General features: G+C 44.4%; 11 protein-coding genes and 2 pseudogenes. 9 read left to right on the forward strand and 4 right to left on the reverse strand.

The features are described 5' to 3' along the window. The first annotated feature begins 17 nt into the window (after positions 1-17). The 6 genes from ACPUYX_RS10450 (at position 18) to ACPUYX_RS10475 (ending at position 5,467) form a co-directional block, all read left to right on the forward strand. A complete protein-coding gene (locus tag ACPUYX_RS10450; RefSeq protein WP_426379597.1) occupies positions 18-188 on the forward strand; it encodes a hypothetical protein in 171 nt (56 codons plus the stop codon). Positions 189-291: 103 nt separating this feature from the next. Continuing rightward, complete coding sequence (locus tag ACPUYX_RS10455; RefSeq protein ID WP_426379598.1) at positions 292-2,640, forward strand: cell wall-binding repeat-containing protein; 2,349 nt, start codon at positions 292-294, stop codon at positions 2,638-2,640. Positions 2,641-2,695: 55 nt separating this feature from the next. Then, positions 2,696-4,003: an ArnT family glycosyltransferase gene (locus ACPUYX_RS10460; RefSeq protein ID WP_426379599.1), complete on the forward strand. Its 1,308-nt coding sequence runs from the start codon at positions 2,696-2,698 to the stop codon at positions 4,001-4,003. Between the two features lie 3 nt (positions 4,004-4,006). Beyond that, on the forward strand, positions 4,007-4,423 hold the full coding sequence (locus ACPUYX_RS10465) for a DUF2304 domain-containing protein (RefSeq protein WP_426379600.1): 417 nt from the start codon (positions 4,007-4,009) through the stop codon (positions 4,421-4,423). 9 nt (positions 4,424-4,432) lie between these two features. Beyond that, positions 4,433-5,143, forward strand: a complete 711-nt coding sequence (locus tag ACPUYX_RS10470; protein WP_426379601.1) for a glycosyltransferase family 2 protein — start codon at positions 4,433-4,435, stop codon at positions 5,141-5,143. Positions 5,144-5,224: 81 nt separating this feature from the next. Continuing rightward, on the forward strand, positions 5,225-5,467 hold the full coding sequence (locus ACPUYX_RS10475) for a hypothetical protein (protein ID WP_426379602.1): 243 nt from the start codon (positions 5,225-5,227) through the stop codon (positions 5,465-5,467). 46 nt (positions 5,468-5,513) lie between these two features. Here the strand turns inward: ACPUYX_RS10475 and ACPUYX_RS10480 are convergent, their stop codons facing one another. Further along, on the reverse strand, positions 5,514-5,726 hold the full coding sequence (locus tag ACPUYX_RS10480) for a hypothetical protein (RefSeq protein WP_426379603.1): 213 nt from the start codon (positions 5,724-5,726) through the stop codon (positions 5,514-5,516). Between the two features lie 9 nt (positions 5,727-5,735). Next, positions 5,736-7,811: a cell wall-binding repeat-containing protein gene (locus tag ACPUYX_RS10485; RefSeq protein ID WP_426379604.1), complete on the reverse strand. Its 2,076-nt coding sequence runs from the start codon at positions 7,809-7,811 to the stop codon at positions 5,736-5,738. Positions 7,812-8,026: 215 nt separating this feature from the next. Between ACPUYX_RS10485 and ACPUYX_RS10490 the strand changes: the two genes are divergently transcribed. The 3 genes from ACPUYX_RS10490 to ACPUYX_RS10500 all read left to right on the forward strand — a co-directional run bounded on the left by ACPUYX_RS10490 (position 8,027) and on the right by ACPUYX_RS10500 (position 17,260). Continuing rightward, on the forward strand, positions 8,027-10,762 hold the full coding sequence (locus ACPUYX_RS10490; protein ID WP_426379605.1) for a S8 family serine peptidase: 2,736 nt from the start codon (positions 8,027-8,029) through the stop codon (positions 10,760-10,762). Positions 10,763-10,851: 89 nt separating this feature from the next. Then, positions 10,852-12,444, forward strand: coding sequence for an N-acetylmuramoyl-L-alanine amidase (locus ACPUYX_RS10495; protein WP_426379606.1), 1,593 nt, complete (start codon positions 10,852-10,854; stop codon positions 12,442-12,444). A 799-nt stretch (positions 12,445-13,243) separates the two neighbouring features. Further along, positions 13,244-17,260, forward strand: coding sequence for a cell wall-binding repeat-containing protein (locus ACPUYX_RS10500; RefSeq protein ID WP_426379607.1), 4,017 nt, complete (start codon positions 13,244-13,246; stop codon positions 17,258-17,260). A gap of 274 nt (positions 17,261-17,534) precedes the next feature. Here ACPUYX_RS10500 and ACPUYX_RS10505 read toward each other — a convergent pair. Together ACPUYX_RS10505 and ACPUYX_RS10510 are read right to left on the reverse strand one after the other, a co-directional pair. Beyond that, positions 17,535-17,828 (reverse strand): annotated as a pseudogene (locus ACPUYX_RS10505) (transposase); the annotation flags it as partial. Positions 17,829-18,416: 588 nt separating this feature from the next. After that, positions 18,417-19,012: pseudogene (locus ACPUYX_RS10510) on the reverse strand (hypothetical protein); the annotation flags it as partial.

A 19,012-nucleotide genomic window follows, 5' to 3' on the forward strand; every position in this document is an offset into this window, starting at 1 on the left:
AAGCGGGAGTCTTACAATTGGATAAAGAAAACATCCTGGTTGCCTTAGTCCAGAATATCACCGGACTAGGGCAATTAATTTTGTCTGGAGTTTTCAACAGAATAACTTTCGGTAATAGTGTCCACTGGACATTATTGTATCTGAAGCCCCGATGTTCAGCTTTAGCTGAACGAGTTCACTGTACTTGAGCTTATACTCGAGTTTTCTTTTTCTCCAGGAGGACTGCCTTAATTCTTGTCGAATATATGAGTAACGAGACAAGAATTAGGATTGGAAGGGGAAGAAGAAAGAATGTTTTGGCGCCGATACAAAAGGTTATTGGCCATTTTTATGGTCGCGCTCTTTTTTATGCAGCTGGTACCCGTCAGGACAGCTTCGGCAGCAGTAGATAAAACAGCATATTACACAGAAATCGGGCAAAAACTTGAATACTGGGCAGATAAATACAATATCCCTCCGGTACTTTTGAAATCCATCGCTTGGATGGAAAGCGGCTGGAGACAATATGAGCTCGATGCTTCGGGACAGCCCATGACTGATCATCCTTTAATCGGTAAGGACGGTATTGGGATCGGGATTATGCAAATCTCGAGTTACAGTTCCACCGATACAGCGACGATTGACAAACTGAAAAACGATATTGACTATAACATAGAAATAGGCTGTCAATTACTTAATCAAAAATGGCGGGCTGCGCCTAAAATTGGCAATGGCGACCGCAATGTCCTGGAGAACTGGTATTTTGCAGTCTGGGCCTACAACAACTGGGGCTCGCGCAACAATCCGAATGTCAGCACAGGATCTCCGGCCTATCAGGATTCGATTTTCAGCCTCATGGGTCAAAAATACAACAGTGCAGTGACCTTTGCTCCCGGGGCTGCCAAGTACCCGGCAAACCTCCTGCCCTCGGTAAATCCACCCAATAATTCCAGTCGCTACAGCACACCGGCCGAAACCCATACCGGTGACCTGAAGATTGATCAGGATCAATTGCTCGCGACAGGCGGTGGAAGCGGTGGTGATGCCGCGAATGGGGACTATTGGTTCAACTATGCTCGCTGGGCGTCCTACTATGCCCTAGGTTTTTATAATACGGCTTATGACAGCTCGACGATTGCCGATAAAACCGTTGTTACGCAGAAAATCCAGAGTGCTCAAACGAATCTTCTGGCTGAAGCCGATTCCCTCGTGCAGGAAGGGAAGGACTCCTCCGATGCCAGTGCCGCCAAATATTATTGGACGGTTCTTCAAGGACCAAGTTTGAATCAAGATGCTGCCTCCCAGGCTGCCACAGGCTTAAAGAATGCCCTGGGGAAATTGTTGGATGAAGCCGACAGTCTGGTTCAGACGGGAGATGCTTCAGCAGCTAAAACTGCGGTACAGGACTATGAGACCGTTTTACAAGGCTCCAGTGTCGATGCCGACCTTGTTCAAAGAGCAGACAATGGTCTTCTCACCGCATATAATAAACTTTTGGACGAAGCCGACAAACTGGTCCTTGCAGGGACAACAGATGGTAAAGCCACTGGGGCGGGTTACTATCAGACAGTTTTGCAAGGCCCTAGTTTAGATGCCGGTCTGACAGAGCGTGCTCAAACCGGCTATCAGGCAGCCGGCGGTTCGGGTTCGCCAAGCTCCGGAACGACTCCGTCGTCAGGCTCAACCCCGGGTTCGACCTCAGGTTCAACGCCGACTTCGCCCGCTGAACCACAGCCTGCGGGTGCGGCAGTTACTCGTCTTTCCGGGACCCGTGCTGAAGATACAGCAATTAAGATCTCCCAGGAAGGCTGGGCCGATAATTCTGCCCCAGTTGTCCTTTTGGCCCGGGTAGACCGCTTCCAGGATGCCCTGGCGGCAGCCCCTCTGGCCAGAAAACTAAAGGCTCCCTTACTCTTAACAGCCCCTGACGAACTGGAGAGCAACGTTTTACAGGAATTGAAACGACTGGGTGCAGGCGCCAAAGTCTTTGTGATCGGGGGAGAAGTCGCCATTAGCCCAAAAGTAACGGATGCCCTTACTCAGGCTAATTTGCCCTATGAACGTATTTTTGGAAATTCTGCTGCCGATACCGCTGCGGCAATTGCCCGCAGAATGGGTCCCAGCACTCAAGTTATCCTTGCTTCCGCCACAAGTTTCCCTGATGCCCTATCTGCCTCAGCTCCGGCTGCTGCTTTGGGGATTCCCATCCTTTTGACGGAAAAGAGTACACTGCCTGACTCGACACTGCAGCTTTTGCAAGATTATAAAGTGACGAAGACGATTATCGTCGGCGGGAAATACGCCGTTTCCACGTCCTTTGACAGCACAGGAGGCCCCTTGGCAAGCTACGGGCCGGTGCGCTTGGCTGGGGAGACAAAATATGATACGATGATCAAGATTGTAAACTATTTTAAGCAGGATCCAACAACTTTAGTTATTGCGACGGGCGAAACCTTCCCGGACGGACTGGCGGGGGGAGCTTTTGCAGCAGTTAAGGGAAGTCCCTTGCTCTTAATTCCTCAAGGGGACTTAAATACTGATACAAAGGCCTACTTAAAGGCTCAAAGCGGAAAAACGACCAAGGCTTATATACTCGGTGGAACGGGAGTTATCCCCAGTTCTAATGAGAAGGTTTTAGAAGGTCTGCTGACGTCTTCCTGAATTAGCGGATAAGAACGCGGAATTAACGGAGAAGAACACGGAGGGTTGAGATTCATTGGCACAGCAGTATAAAAGGCTATGGATAACAGGCCTCCTGTTCTTCATAGCCTTAGGCCTTGAGCTTCTTTATATCAAATCCTATTCGGTACACTATTTTATCTCTCCGGATGGGTATCTTTACTCCAATATCGCTGAAAACTTTCTCCAGGGCAAGGGACTGATGAACACAGCGAATTTCGCTGAAGGCGTTAATCATGTTGTCCAAGCCTTTCCTAAGACCCGGGACTATGTGATAGGTCCGGTTTATCCCCTGCTTTTAGCCTTAATCTATGGAATCTTTGGTTTTAAAAGTTATGCTATGGTGATCATGGTTCTGCATGGTGTGCTTGGAGCAGCCAGCGCGGTAGTTGCTTTTAAAACCGGGGAGCTTCTGTTCGGTAAGAGGTATGCCTGGATACCTTACGTCTTGACTCTCGGCTACCCCTTGTTCGCCTTTTGGGAAATGTATGTCTTAACAGAAACGACTTATGTTTTTGCCATTTGGCTGTTTCTCTATTGTTCGGCACGTTATGCCCGAGAAATCGGCCGGCCTAAAATGTCCACCCTTTTAATTTTGGGAGTAGTGATAGGAGTTTCTAACCTAGTTCGTCCCTTGCTTTTGCTCTATTTCCCGGTTATGGGCTTTTGGATTTTCTGGATGAAAGGCTGGCGGCTGAAGCAAGCGCTGCGGGATTTTATGCTTATCCTGTTCATGACCGTCTTAGTCATGAGCCCTTGGTGGATACGCAATGAGTTAAAGTATCATCAGTTTATAGCTGTTTCCAATTATGGTTCCTATGAGTTTTATTTAGGAAATAACCCGCGTACGATCACAAACAGTTACTTTGTCATGGACCAGCCCAGCTATGACCCGGCGGTTAAAGCAAGGATTGATAAACTTCCTCTCTTGGAGCAGGAAAAGGAGTATAAAAGTCTGGGAGTCTCCTTTATTGTCAGTCATCCGGTGCTGTTTCTGGAGCGCACCTTGGCCAAAGAAAAGAATCTGTTTTGGCAGCCCGTAAGTTCCCAAGAAGGGCAGGCTTACAAAATGAAAGGGGACTCCCTTGACAAGTGGTATCTGCTTTTAGGCTTAAGCGGGATTATCCTAAGTATTGTCTGGCTGAAAAAATACAGCTTTCTTTTGCTTTATATCCTTTACTACAGCTTTATCGTGAGTATGATCACAGTCGTTTCAGGAGGACGCTATCGCCTGCCGGTGATGCCGGCGATGATTTTGGTGGGGTCCCTGAGTCTTGTACTGCTCCTTAAAGGAACCGGGAAGCTGCTGGGAACACTGGGAAGAGCCCATGGGAGGTTGGCATAAACGATGTCGCGTGTCCAAATCGTCGTACTCATTATGAGCATTCTGGTCACAGGTTTTATTATCGAACAAGTACGTCTGCGCCGTCTGGCCGTTGAATATTCTTTAATTTGGATTGTTGCGGGCTTTGGCATGATCTTTTTCTCCTTGTGGAGAAACGGGATCGAGTATTTGGCGAATCTCATGGGAATTTACTACGCACCCTCCGCGATTTTCGTAATTTTCGGGGTCTTGGTTTTTATTCTTTGTGTCCATTTTTCCCTGGAGATTTCTAGATTGAGTTCTACCAATCGTGTTTTGGTACAGAGAATCGCTTTACTTGAAGACGACTTAAGAAATTTGCAACAGAGTCCTCAGACAAAATCCCCGCAAATCAGGAAGCATAAACAAGCAGCGGAAACGAGTCCGCATAAGGACGTGTAAAAAGAAGGTATGCAACGAATTTTAGCGATTGTTCCGGCATTGAATGAAGCCCGGAATATCAGCGCCGTGGTGGATAATCTAAAAAAAGTGTCCTCTTGGCTGGATGTTCTTGTCATCGATGACGGATCAACGGATCAAACGGCGGAGGTTGCCCGCAGTCATGGAGCAAACGTCATTTCCTTGCCTGTGAATCTGGGAATCGGGGGAGCAGTGCAAACAGGGTTTCTCTATGCTGTTAAAAACCACTATGATGTTGCCCTGCAAGTCGATGGAGACGGGCAGCACCGGGCTGAAGAGATCCAGAAATTGATTGAGCCAATTCTTAGAGACAAAGCCGATGTCACCATCGGATCCCGGTTTTTGAGTAAAACGGCCTATAAATCCTCCTGGTCCCGGCGTATGGGAATCTATCTCTTAAGCAAAACGATCCAGTCCGTCGTGCGCAGGAAATATACGGACCCGACCTCAGGATTTCGTGCCTATAACCAGAAAGCCCTGCGTATGGTCTCAGCCCATTATTCAACAGACTACCCGGAACCCGATGCCATTGTAACCCTGATCAAAAACGGAGTAAGGGTCATAGAAGTCTCAGTGGAGATGGACGCCCGTATTTCCGGAAGCTCGTCAATCACCCCCTTTAAAAGCGGGTACTATATGTTCAAGGTGAGTTTAGCCATCATTCTTAATTCGATGATGAGCCGGATCTGGCCTGAGCAGTGAGAGGCTAATTTTTTAGGGTTAATCTCGCAAAGCATGATGTAATTATCTTAATCCTTCGTTTGGGAGAGGGAGATTGATAATATGAGAGTAATTAAAATTGAAAATCAGGACATCCTCGAAGCAGTAAATTCAGGTTCATCTTATATTGAAATTGGTAACCGGAAATTTTTCTTATTTGAAGTCGAACAATATCCGGACACTAATGATGCTAATGTTTACGAAGTAACTGATGAAGAAGAAAAACGACTGCTATTAGATGCTTTAGAAGGAGATAACCCGATTCTTTCTGATTCAGAAATTGATAAAGTGTTAGGTTCTTTATGAAAACTCACTGGAAAAGATGTAGTTGTTGAAGGCTACCCCATTAATCTTAAATTGCTACTATTATCTGTTGGAAAATCTGGGCCATACAAAGTTTTTTATCGTCTTGAAAAAGATGAAATTGTAATTTTCCTAGTTCGTCATCCTCGACAAAAAGAGATTTAAAATAGAAATTCTGTCCAAAAAAGCCGTCACCATTTATTTCGTAAATTGGTGACGGCTTTTTTTGTATTGTCATCGGCCACAGAGGCCGAGCCTTCATTCTCTTCTCTTAGCGCAAATACTGCTTAAGGAGCGGGAATATGGCATTGGAGCTTGCAGGAGTAAGTGACCAGTTGAGTGACCAGGCTCCGATTCCGCCAAGATTATATTGGTTGAGCAGGGACAGTTTGGCGTTCCAGCTTTGAGCATCGTCGTAATAAACAGTGTGAGTGCCGGAAGAATCTGTGTAATTGAAATAAGGGATTTGCGAGGAATCTCTCTGAATGGGACCTTGCGCTAAGGCCTGAAGTTCGGCCATTCCGCCGGATTTTCGCTGATAGGCAGCGCTGCTTCCGCTGCCCGTAGTCCACCAGTCGTTGCCGTAGTAAGGTATGCCGAGGAGCACTTTATGCATATCAACACCTTGACCTTTGGTGTATTGCATAACCTTGTTCATCCAATCCAGAGGCGCAATGGGTCCGGGGGTTGAATGGCTGTAGTCATAGGTCATAACATCCAGGTAATCCACGTTTTGGGCTAGAGCAGAGTAATTAAATTCTGTCAACCAGGACTCGGAGCCTGTGCGAGCCATAACCGCTTCAATGACCAACTTGTTCAATGGATGAAGTTTGGCATAGAGTTCTTGCATAAACTGCGTAAGATAGGGTCCTGTACTGTCGCTGATCAGTTCAAAGTCGATGACAATTCCGTCAGAATTGGTGCTTTGAATTAAAGTGATGATCTTATTTTCCAAGGCTGCTCGTGTTGTTGCTGAAGACAAAACCGTGTCTACGGTTTTAGGAGTCGACCAGCTCGACTGAATTACGGGCAGAACCTTAAGATCGCGGGCATGGACAGCGCTTGTGAATTGAGTATAGTTTGCCGAAGTGGCATCCCAGCCTCCCGTTACATTGCCATTGGCTGCGTCATCAAGGTAATACCAGCTCGGCCCAATCAGGTCAGCATAATCAGTAGCCGGTAAAGGAATTGATTGGAGCTGGCTGAGCATTCCCTTCGTCCCGCTGAGCGCACCTTGGGTAAATTGCAGGGAAATTCGGGGTTGCACAACTCCTGTACGCAGGATACTTTCCATCTTGTAATTAATTACGCCCCACCCCCCTAGAATTGTAAAGGCAGTGCCGGAAGATCGTTTTTCATCGAGATAAGATGATGTATAAGAAGCTAATGGTTTTGAAGGAAATAAAAAGATGGGAGAATTGGTTTTTGCCGCCAGGGCCGCACCTGCTAAGGCATCAGGGAAATTTTCGCCAGTAGCAACATAGACATGAGAACTGTTATAAGGGAGCTGATTTAAAACGATACTATTTGTTTCGTACTGATCATAACCGGCATAACGGGCGGTAACAGTAACCGGCTGCGGGAGTTTCGCCAACTGATCTTCTACGGTTTTCTGAATGACGGCCGTACCGCCGATCAGAGTAACCTGTCGGACTCCCATTTGGGCGAGAGCTGAGGCAGTTTCCGCAGGTAAGGAATCCGGACGCGTGAGCAAAATCGGTATCCCATGAGCCGCCGCATAAGAAGAAATACTTAAAGCATCGGGAAAATGTTCACCATTGACGATGAAAGCTTGGTCCGAGGTCGGGGTTGCCACACCTGCAATCGCTGCAGCAGTTCCATATTGATCCGTCCCAGCGAGACGTGTCGGAGTAATCCCCTGATCTCTGAGGGTTTGCTCAATAGAACTGCTCAGAGCAACGGTTCCGCCGAGAAGATAGACATTTTTTGTCCCCAGGCGTTCCAGCTCGCTTAAAACAGCTGGATCTAAATGATCGGATTCTGTAAGAAGCAAGGGTCCATTTACTTTATGCGCCAGAACTGATCCTGTGAGCGCATCCGGAAAGTTTTGCCCTGTAGCGAGGACTGCAACAGGAGCTTGATCCCACCCAGCTTTGGAGATCTCTATGGCCGTATCATAGAGGGTAGTGCCATAGATTCGATCTGTGATGGAATCAGTTGAAGCGGCCTGGGCATCAACAGACTGAAAGGGGACCAGGTTGGTCAAGAGGGCTAAACCGCATATAAGGGCAACGAGGCAGGAGACCATGCGAAATTTATGTTTTTTGGCGTTATATGGCTGATTGTGATTAGCTTGCTCAGATTTCCTTGTGAAGAATTTAATCATCTTCCCCTCCTTTGTTTGTAGCTGAATCGCCAGTTGCCATTAAATATTCGTGACAAAAATGAGAAAACCTGCCGAAATTTAGATAAATCTACTTGCCAATATCAAAACAATTAGGGAAATTATAGGAGATTATTTTCAGCCCATGGCAAAAGGAGAAAAGGAAAGTGACGATTTTTGTCGAATTAATCGTTGTATAAACTTTCAATTTGAAGGGAGTGGAAGACATCTTCAATAAAATAAGTTTCGCAATTAAAGTGATACATAAAACTAAATATTGGATTGTTCTCTTTTTAATAATAGGATTAATAAGCTTAAATGTTGATCTGTCTCTTTCCTCAATAGGGCAGAACAGTCTCGCCTTAAGAACAATTCAGTCTCAAAAACAAGCTTGGACCCAAGCTCAGGCGAAGACTTTTACCTCGCTCAAAAATACAGCATTGAATAATTCGTTACTTAATAGACAAACGAACGGCAAGACAACGGATGTTCCCTTAAGAAGTGTTCAAAAATCTCCAAAGTCAGACTCATTGACATTGGATTTATCACATTCAAAGCAAATCGTTGTCTCCCTGGCTCCTAAAGCGGATATTACAAATGTGGCTAAAGTATTTAAGGCTGCAATTTTACGTCAAGGTCCGTTGAATTTTGCGACCCTGGGATTTAACAGTACGATTAATGCAGCTTCTCTGATCGCCAGCCTCAAAAGCTTCCCGGGAGTTCTCACCGCAGAAGAGAATCACCTTCAGAAGATAGCCGTCTCGGCTGCTGCTTCATTACCTCAAGACCCATATTTTAAGGATCAATGGTCTATCACCAATGGGGATGTTCAGGGAGCCTGGGACATGGGGGCAACAGGCAAGGGGATGACGATTGCTATCGTAGATTCAGGGATTGCCCTCGACCATCCGGATTTAAAGGACAATATTGTCCCCGGGTACAATGCGATCACTCAGAGCGATGCCCCGGGAGAGAATCAAGATGATAACGGACATGGTACCCATGTTGCGGGGATTGCTGCGGCGGAACGTAATGATGTGGGAATTGTCGGTGTAGCCTATCAGGCGAAAATTATGCCCATTAAGGCGGTAGGTTTTAATGGAGATGGATATGATGATGCTATTGCTTCCGGAATAGTTTGGGCCGCCGATCATGGAGCAAATATTATTAATCTTAGTCTCGGCTCTGATAATGGTGTTTCATCTAGTGTCATAAAGCAAGCTGTTAATCACGCTTATAACAAAGGATGTTTATTAGTCGCTGCCGCCGGAAACTATGATCCTTCGTCAGCTAAAAACACCGGAGTCAGTTATCCTGGTGCAGACCCTCATGTTCTGGCTGTTTCTGCCACGAACCAAAATAACGGCATTGCTTCATTTTCCGAGACAGGTCCTCAAATCAGTTTAGCTGCTCCGGGAGATGAAATTACCAGCGATTGGTGGAGCCTGAGCGAGGGACTGTGTTATGCCAATGCAAGCGGCACCTCAATGGCTTCACCCTTTGTCGCCGGGGAGGCGGCCCTCATCTGGGGACTGCATCCTGAATGGACGCGGGAGCAAGTCGTTGCGGCCATGGAAGCCGGTGTTAAAGACTTAGGAACTCAGGGAAGAGATAATGACTATGGATACGGGTTAGTCGATGTAAAACTGGCCCTAAACCTTGCCGCTCAAACAGAGGCAACTCTTTCTTCCCCGGCAAGAGTTGGGATACTGGGAGGGAATATTCACAGTACGGATGGGTCGACTAGTTTTAATTTGTTAGTTCCTACACAGGCCTTCGATTCCCCAGTTGACGTTTCCCTGAATAGTGTTCCGATCCCGGCAGCTCTTCCTAACGGAGCAAGCTCTTTAACCCCGGCCCTTGATGTAGAATGGGGAACCGAGACGCCCCACGAAATCCTTTCCTTGGATTGCAGTGATCCTTCTTTGAAGAGCGTTTTGAACAAAATTGTTTATCACTGGGATGGTGAACGCTGGATTGCTATAGGAGGCGAGCTCCAAAACGAAGAAGTACGTCTTGGCATCTTTAATCCGGGAATTTATGTTGTGGGGACGGTTCAAGTTAACGACCAATCGACTCAGCGGTTTGCGGGTGTGACATCTGAAGAAACAGCAGTAAAAATTTCCCAGGTTACCTTTCCGACCGGAGCAGATACAGTGATACTCGCTCAGGCCAATCAATTCCCGGATGCCCTGGCCGGCGCTCCCCTTGCATATAGGCTGCAGGCCCCCATTCTGCTTACCCCCAGTTCCTCCTTGACCCCTGAGGTTCGGGGGGAAATACGACGCCTTGCTCCGAAGACGATCTATCTCTTAGGTGGTCCAGCTGCCCTTTCTTCAGCAATCGAAATCGAGCTGCAACAGACGTATACCGTTAATCGGCTTTACGGCTATACGGCGGAAGGCACCGCTCGCGCTATTGCCGAATCATTAGGAACAAAAGGAAGAGCTGTGATTGCCAATGTAAATCATTTCCAAGATACATTAGCTATTTCCGCCTGGGCTGCACGCCAGGGAGTCCCTATACTGCTGACAGAAGCCAATGCTCTATCTGAAGATACTCAAACCGCTCTTGAGGAACTCCAGGTTACGGACACGCTTGTTGTCGGAGGAACTGCTGTCGTTAGCAGCGCGATCGAAGATCAACTTCCTCTTCCCAAAAGAATTGCCGGGAATACAGCCTATGACACCGCAACGGCAGTTTTACAATCTTATCCTCCTCTTTCGTCAAAGCTGGAGTTAGCTACCGGAGAAAACTTTCCGGATGCTCTTACAGGAGCTGTGCGCGCAGCCTCGGAAGGCTCAATGGTCGTATTAGTCCCGACGAAGACGGAAATACCTGCAGGTTTAGCTGCCCTTCTAAGGTCGTGGAAAGGAAAAGAAATTGAAACTTTGGGCGGGAAGGTCGCTTTGCCCGACAGTGTCGTTCAGGGAGTTGAGGCCCTGCTGCGTTAACAAAGGGATAAAATACCATAATTTTTTGCAGGACATCACTTAGATATGTCGAATTATAGTTAATTGTCGCTAAAAAGGAGGGATCATAATTGGCTCATATAAAATGGAGAATCATTGGGATAGTTATCGTAGTTTTTAGTATCCTATTAGGGTTTCAAAACCCCGCGAATGCTAATCCTTTGGACTTTGGAACCACAAGGGTTTACGGGGCACGCCAGATAGACACTGCCATAAAAGTTTCTCAAGCGGGATGGCAGCATGCGGATACAGTTTTATTGGCGAATTGTGATCATTTTCCGGATGCCTTAGTTGCCGCACCTCTTTCACATCAATTAGATGCTCCCATTCTTTTGACCCAGCCCCAGGGAGTTGATCCTTATGTCATGCAGGAAATTAAACGCTTAGGTGCCAAAAAGGTCATTCTCTTAGGTGGAGTCATGGCTCTGAGTTCTCAAGTGGAAACGGATCTGGAAAATGCAGGTTTTCCACAGCCCGAACGGATCTGGGGGCAAGACCAATACGAAACGGCTCAAAAAGTTGCTGAACGTATAGGATTTAAAGGCCAAGTAATTTTGGCCAACGGAGACCAGTTTCCGGATGCTCTGGCTATTTCTGCTTACGCAGGCGTGACAGAGACACCTATTCTTCTTACGAAATCTTATGCTATGCCTGATGCTACAAAACAAGAACTTGACACATTACAGCAAAAATACGGTGCTATTAATGTCGTTGTTGTGGGCGGTGAAGCTGTTATTTCCAGTTCAACCTTAACCGGCTTGAACGTTGTGCAGCGTATAGCCGGAAATGATCGTTACGAAACCGCCGCAGATGTCTATGACTTCGCTCAGAATAATCTCACCGCGACGACGATGTATGTAGTAACTGGAGAGAATTTTCCGGATGCTTTAGCTGCCGGAGCATTAGCAGCAAAACAGCACGCAGAGATTATTATGACTCAGGGAACTACGTTGCCGGGGCCAACCTACTCGGTATTATCAAGGCCGACCGCCAGCCCTCTCAATATGGTTATTATTGGCGGGCCTGCAGTCATAAGTGATAAGGTTATGGGGATGCTTGAAGGGACAGTTCCGCCCTCTTCATTATTAGCCGGTCTGACTATTGTTGTTGATCCGGGACATGGAGGACCGGATACTGGAGCCATTGGCCCCTCGGGAACCTATGAAAAGGACAACACCTTGGCGGTCGGTTTAGAGCTGGAAAACGATTTGCGTTCGGCTGGGGCACGGGTAATCATGACTCGAAGTACAGATGTTTCTCCAGCTAAAGGGACGTATTCCGAGCTTTCGGATCTTCAAGCACGTACAAAAATTGCTAACGACGCCAATGCTGATATGTTTATCTGCTTGCACAATGATTCCTTCAGCAATCCCAGCGCTTCGGGGACGACAAGCTACTATAGTTCAGCAAGCCCTGTAGCTAATCAATCCCAGGCTCTCGCTAAAAATATTCAAAGCGCATTAGTGACAGCGATAGGATTGAACGACCGGGGAGTAAAAGATGCTCCGTTTTACGTTATTAAAAACACGAAGATGCCAGCCGTTCTAATAGAAATCGGATTTATTTCCAATCCCAATGAAGAAAAGCTTTTGGGGTCACCGGATTTTCAAAAGAAGACAGCCTCGGGGATTTATGAAGGGATTTTAAAGTATAAAGGGTATTAGCAACCTATTCTATTTCATATAGAAGGAATTAAAAGCTATACAGTTATAATGAATGAAAATCGATTAATGCAAAAATAAAGTAGACATCTTTGCCAAAATTTTTTAGCGCTTTTAGCGCTTTTTTTGTACTCTTAGGAAGTATCTATCGATATATCATTCCTAAACAATTACAACTAGGCAGCCCGCCCGCTTCTTCACTCTTTATTTAGCCTCTGATCTATGCTGAGACTTCTAAATAATATGTTAATTAGATGTTAACAAGATTTTCACATTTTAGGCAAAAAACTATGGTATACTCAGATGAATTTACTTGTAAGTATATTTCTGATAAATAGTGGAAAAGTAATTAGTTTTAGTGTAGACTATACAAGTAATTAAACTGTAGGGCTGTTCGTGAAAATTAAGACTTATTTAAAAGACCTCAAAAAAAAATCGGACAGTAAGCAGGAATATTAGTTATTATGGAGAATACATATAGCTAATGCAGACCCTTTTTGCGGTTTATTCATTTTTAATGCGGTTCTAAAGGGTAACCATGGGCGGGATGAGACTTCATCCTCGGGGAGGACGCTCCCATATAAAGTCCTGTGGTCTACTTTTAGATATTGCGCAATGTCTAAAGATTGTGCTACTCATGTTAAGGGGGTGAGGGACGACTAAAAAACGTCCTAAGTAAAGGAAAGAGATAGTTCATTCACCAGACAGAAGAGATCCAAAGACGAGAGGAGATATTCACTACATGAAAAAAACTAAAAAAGCCTTAGCATCATTAGCTATTGCTGGTATGGCCTTAACAACAGTGCCATTTAACGCATTTGCTGACGGTACTGTGCCAACTCGTTTAGCAGGCAACACAGCTGCACAAACTGCAGTGCAAATCGCTGACCAAACAGGTTGGACTGGAACAGCAATTCTTGCATCTTCTGCATCTTATGGTATGGTTGATGCTTTGACAGCTGGACCACTCGCCGCTTCCCTGAAAGCTCCTATTTTATTAACCGGACCTGGCAACACATTAGATGCTGATACTAAAGCTGAACTCACTAAACTTAATGTGACAAAAGTATATGTTACCAGCGGAACTGCTGTTATCAGCCAAGCAGTACTTGATCAATTAAGCGGAATGGGAATTACAGTTGTTCCCCTCGGTGGCGTTGACAGAGCAGCAACCTCTGTTAATATTGCTAAGCAAATGACAGGTGTAACTAAAGTAGCTGTTGCTAATGGCCTGCAAGATGCACTCTCAATCGCATCAATCGCTTCAGCAGCCAATGAGCCAATTCTCTTAACTGACAAAAATGCTCTTCCTGCCAGCGTTTCAGCGTACTTAGCTGCTAATCCCAGCATTACCTCTGCTGATGTTATCGGTGGAACAGGCATTATCAGTGACGCTGTTAAAGCAGCTCTGCCTAGTGCTACACGTCATGCTGGAACTACAGCTTATGACACTAACAATCAAGTTATTCAAGACTTCGATTCCTCCCTCAAGTACACAAACGTTTTTGTGGCAAATGGCGTAACTGGTATTGATGCTTTAGCCGGTGCACCCCTCGCAGCTAAAACAAATTCCCCAATCGTACTTACAGACGGAACAGTTCCTGCAGTAGCTTCCTTTGTTCATAACAAACTGGCTGACAGCTCTGTCGTTACAGCACTTGGTGGTACCGCTGTTGTTTCTGATGCTGTTCGTACTGGAGTTATTACTGGCACAGCTCCTTCACAAGGCGCCTTGGCTGTATCATCCGTTACTGCTAGTGCTGCTAATAGCATTAAGGTAGTATTCAACAATCCAGTTGCAGACACCAGCAAAATTGCCTGCACCATTACCAGAGGATCAGCTTCTGCTGCTGCTACTGTGACATCAACCTGGAGTGATGATAAAACATCAGTTGTCTTATCTGCTTCTTCAAACTTTGCAGAAGGCGTATACAGTGTTGCTGTAAAGAATGGGGATACTGATTTAGGAACAACTTCTGTTGACATTACTGCACAAAGAGTTGCTAAAATCACATTTGATTCCAACAAATTAGCAGTTATTACTGGCGGAAAAACCGGTTATGTATCTTATCGTGCTTTTGACCAGTACGGCAATGATATCACCGATAAATATCTTGCCAGCAGCAGCTACATTACTTGGAGTTGCGGAATTGGCGATATAACTTCAGATGACAAAGGAATATTGACCATTCATCCCTTTGGCTGGAATGTAAATTCAGCTAATGATAAATCTACAACAGTGCTGACACAGTATACAACGACTGTTATTACCGCTGTAACCAAGAGTCAAACCATTCCTTGTTCAGCAACTGCAACACTTGATGTTTCTACCCAAGTAGGAACAATCAGTGATATTACACTGAATAAACTGGTAAAAGATGATGGTTCTGCTGCAGATCCTCAAGTCGGTGACAGTGAAAAGTATTATATTGACTACAGCGCAAAAGATATGGCAGGCAATGATACTAAGTCCAAAGTATTGGTTGAGAACGGACTTATCACGAACAAAACTACCGATAGTGATTATGCCCTCGTAACTTCCAACTCTGAATTAGTTAAAGCCCAGCTTGTTGAAGATCCGGCCGATGATAACAAGTGTGCTATTGAAGTTGCAATCCAAGATAATCAAAATTATACACTGACTCAGGATCAACCGATTACGATTACTGCTACATCGTATACCGGAAAAACTTCATCTATTACCTTTACTCTGAGAAGAGATCAAAAGGTTAATACCTTTACGCTTATGGCTCCGACAGAGACTATTTCTTCCGGCGAAACAGATGTAGACATTCCGTTCGTTGCCTATGATCAAAATGGAAATCAGCTAACCAAATACAGCGATATTACGAAAGATAATGTTGTAGCATTATCACCTCTAAAAGGAGGAAGTAATCAATATGGCTTGTATTTCGAAGAAAATGCTGACGGAACCGCATCTTTGAAATATGATGCACCTACGAATCCTGGAAGCACAGCTCTTCAAGAAACCTTAAATGCTACAGTTAATAACACAGGTAATTTCTGTTCTATAAACATCAATATTGACCTTCCTAAGAAAGCCGATACTTTGAAACTTGATGATTCAGTACTTCTTTCGAAAATGGAAGAAAATTCACAACAGAAACTGGACTTCGGTTACAACGATGGCGGCTTTACAGTAGAAGATCAGTATGGCAGAGTAATTGATATGGTAAGTAAAAACGTAATCGATGGAGTTACTTACTATGTTAAAGCAAGCTTGCCAACCAGTGCTGCTGGAACGTTATCCTTTGCTCCCGGCCAAGACTATGCTTATGCCGGACACGAAGTGGTATTAAACGCTGGAGCAACACCTGGATCAGCTACAGTAACATTTAAGTTAATGGCATCTGCTCAGAACGCAGCAATCAATCCTGCTACCGATACAGTTCTTGACACCAAGACACTGTCCATGACGGTATTAAAAGATGAAGACATTACAGATTATGTTTTAGATGGAGCATCTAACCCGGTTTATGCAATCGGTGACAAAACAACTCCAACTAAGCAACAGAAAGATCAATATGCTGAATTAACTCTCCATGGTAAAACTTCCTCAGGCAGCAAGGTAGTACTTGATCCTAGCAAAGTTACTCTTGGAGCTTCATCCAGCAGTGATTTCTATACCTTCGCTGACGACAATAATACCGAAACAAGAGTTGCAGCTAGAGCATTAGATGCTTCTAAGACCGGTTCAACAACTACGGTATCCGCAACAGCTTACAATGACAATGATAAGAGATACCATGCAGTTTCAACTACTGTAACTTCAAAAACTGATGATCCCGTTGCACAATCCATGGGCTTCGGTGTAGAAACAGTTGACCGAAACGATTGTGTTACTTCAACAGGTATCACCTATGATGGCACTACAGTAACTGTCAACTTAAATGGAACTCAGTCGCAATATGGTACACAAAGCGCAAATGCTGTTGCTTTAAACATTCCTGCTACTAATGTACTCAATGCTATAGCTGGCAGAGACTTAACAAGATTCACCAATAGTACTGCAGCCGCAGTTGCTGGTCAACACGATGCTTTAACTGCAGGCGGAGACAACAGAGGCTATATTTACATCTGGGCTAAAGACCAATATGGCAGCAAGGCCATGAATCTGTCTACAGTAAGACTTGCTGAATGCTCTAATAACGGCACTGGTACGGATGTAGCTAAGATTGTTGATGGTACTTTAGTATTCAACTATATGCCAACTGCTTCTGATTACATTGTTGTTTCAGGCGTTAGCACGAATTCCATGGTTGAAACCGTCAAGATTAAATTTGAAGGCACCGATCCAAACTTTGTTACAGCAAAATCAAGTTTATCGACTTCAATTGCAAATGCACAAGCGGCTGAAACCGGAAAGACTGAAGGCGCTGCAGTTGGAAATCAAGTTGTTGGTTCAAAAGCTACTTTAGATGCAGCAATTACAGCAGCACAAGCTGTGTATAACGCTACTACTAGCACAACCACTGATTTTACCTCTGCTAAAACAACATTAGATGCAGCAGTTACAGCATATACAAATGCAGTAGTTGCCGATATCACTACTGGTTTAGTTGCTCCTACCCTTGCAATGAGTGGAACAATGACTGGTGCTATAACAGGTTATACACCTGCTTCAGGTGAGACTTTGAATGTAACTTCAGCTACTCCCGCGGTATTAACAGTAGACAATGCTACAGCATTAAATGTTACAGCAGTTTCAGCTGGTCCATCTGTTGTTACAGTACAAGTTCTTGATTCAAACAATCACGTAATTAAGACTGGTACAGTCACCGTAACTGTAGGTGCTTAATTTTCACAGCAAATAAACATTTAGGAAACTGTTATTCAAGTTGACAGTCTTCACATTGAAGAGCCCACTACCGGAAGGTAGTGGGCTCTTTTCTGTGTGTTAGGACTATATAACAATTTGATTCAAGAATAGAATTATAAAGTGTATCAGGATATCTCGTACGGCTCTATAATTAGATTCTGCCACAGGGGAAAGGGCAAACTATTGGAGTTTCTTTCTCTTCTCTTTGTGGGAGAAGTTAAAGCGATAAACTCACGGGCTAAGCCGATAAAACCTAGATAACTAAGCGATCTTCAAAGTAGATCATGAACTGACCTAAACACTTTTGCCATTCATTAATCGGTATAGTCTATTTCTTGGAAGCCTTCTCAGTAGCTAAGTAGATGATCATTCTTAATGCATCATCCGTTGGATAAGCAGTCTTTGTTTTGGTGACTTTTCTAAGTTGACGTTGATAGCCTTCAATGATATTGGTTGTATAGATAATCTTTCGAATCTCTGGGGAATAGGCAAAGAACGCTGTGAGCTCTGATCAATTGTTTTTCCAGGAACGGAGAACGATTGGGTGTTATTTTTCTATTTAGTTTGCTTGTTTAGGTTAACGGTATTTCGAGTTAATTCTAGAATTTCTACTTTTTTGACTTAAAATTATGCTGGAAAATTGCCAAAGAGACTATATTCAAAGTGTGTGTCGCAGTCACCATATCAGTTTCTGTAATCATTTTAAGAATAGTTCCTAGCTCTTTATTCTGCCAGTAGGTACATTTATTTAAGTATTCCATCCATGACCGGTCTTTTGAGAAGTTTGGTTTAATATCCTGAACGTGAGACGCCATGCAATAAGGAAATAGATTTCGCTAAAATAATCCTATTTTACGTACTTTTGTACAGTAAGGGAATCGTGGCCGGGTATATTTCTCAATTTCCCTTCATGTTTACCTTTGAAACAAATCACTTATCCTTGCCACATACCAAACATGGAATGCTATCCCTTAACATTTTCAGTTTTGGTGTAGTGATCAAGCGTGTAAGTAATATATACTCATCACAAAGTATTGTTTTAAACTAGAAATAGGTAACTTTATTAACTAAGGACAAAAGGAAAAAGAGCCAACCACCAGAAGGTAGTTGACTCTTTCCTTTTAGCAACCTGTTATTAGCTAAGGGAACCTGTGAATTGAATCTTAATAGTTTCTACTAAACCATTTGTACTAACGCCTGAAACGACAATATAATCGTTAGCAGTTGGTACATAGTTGAAGATTAACATATTGTTTTCAATCGTAGCTACAGGTGTTTTGTTTGTTCCGCTGGTACTACTATCAGCAATTTTCACTTGGGAGAGATTCATATCCTTGGAACCATATTGGTTCAGAGCGTACAAGTAGACATAACCTCTGTTGTCACCACCGGCTGTCAGTGCATCGGTATTGGCATCTGCAGCAACATCGCTGTTGGTGTATCTTGTTAAGTCTCTACCTGCAATCGCATTAAGGACACTACTGGAAGCAATTCCTAAGTTAGCAGCATTCTTTGATTGAGTGCCATACTGAGTTTGTGTTCCACTCAGGTCAACAGTTACTGTAGTACCATCATAAGTGATACCTGTTGCAGTCATAGAATCTTTTCTATCAACCGTTTGAGCGTAGAAGCCCATGGATTGAGCAGCTGGATCATCTGTTTTTGAGGTTACAGTCGTTGTAACAGAGTGATATCTCTTATCATTGTCGTTATAAACTACGGCAGATATAG

The organism is Desulfosporosinus sp. SYSU MS00001, assembly GCF_049943955.1.
In the GTDB taxonomy this organism is placed as follows: domain Bacteria; phylum Bacillota; class Desulfitobacteriia; order Desulfitobacteriales; family Desulfitobacteriaceae; genus Desulfosporosinus.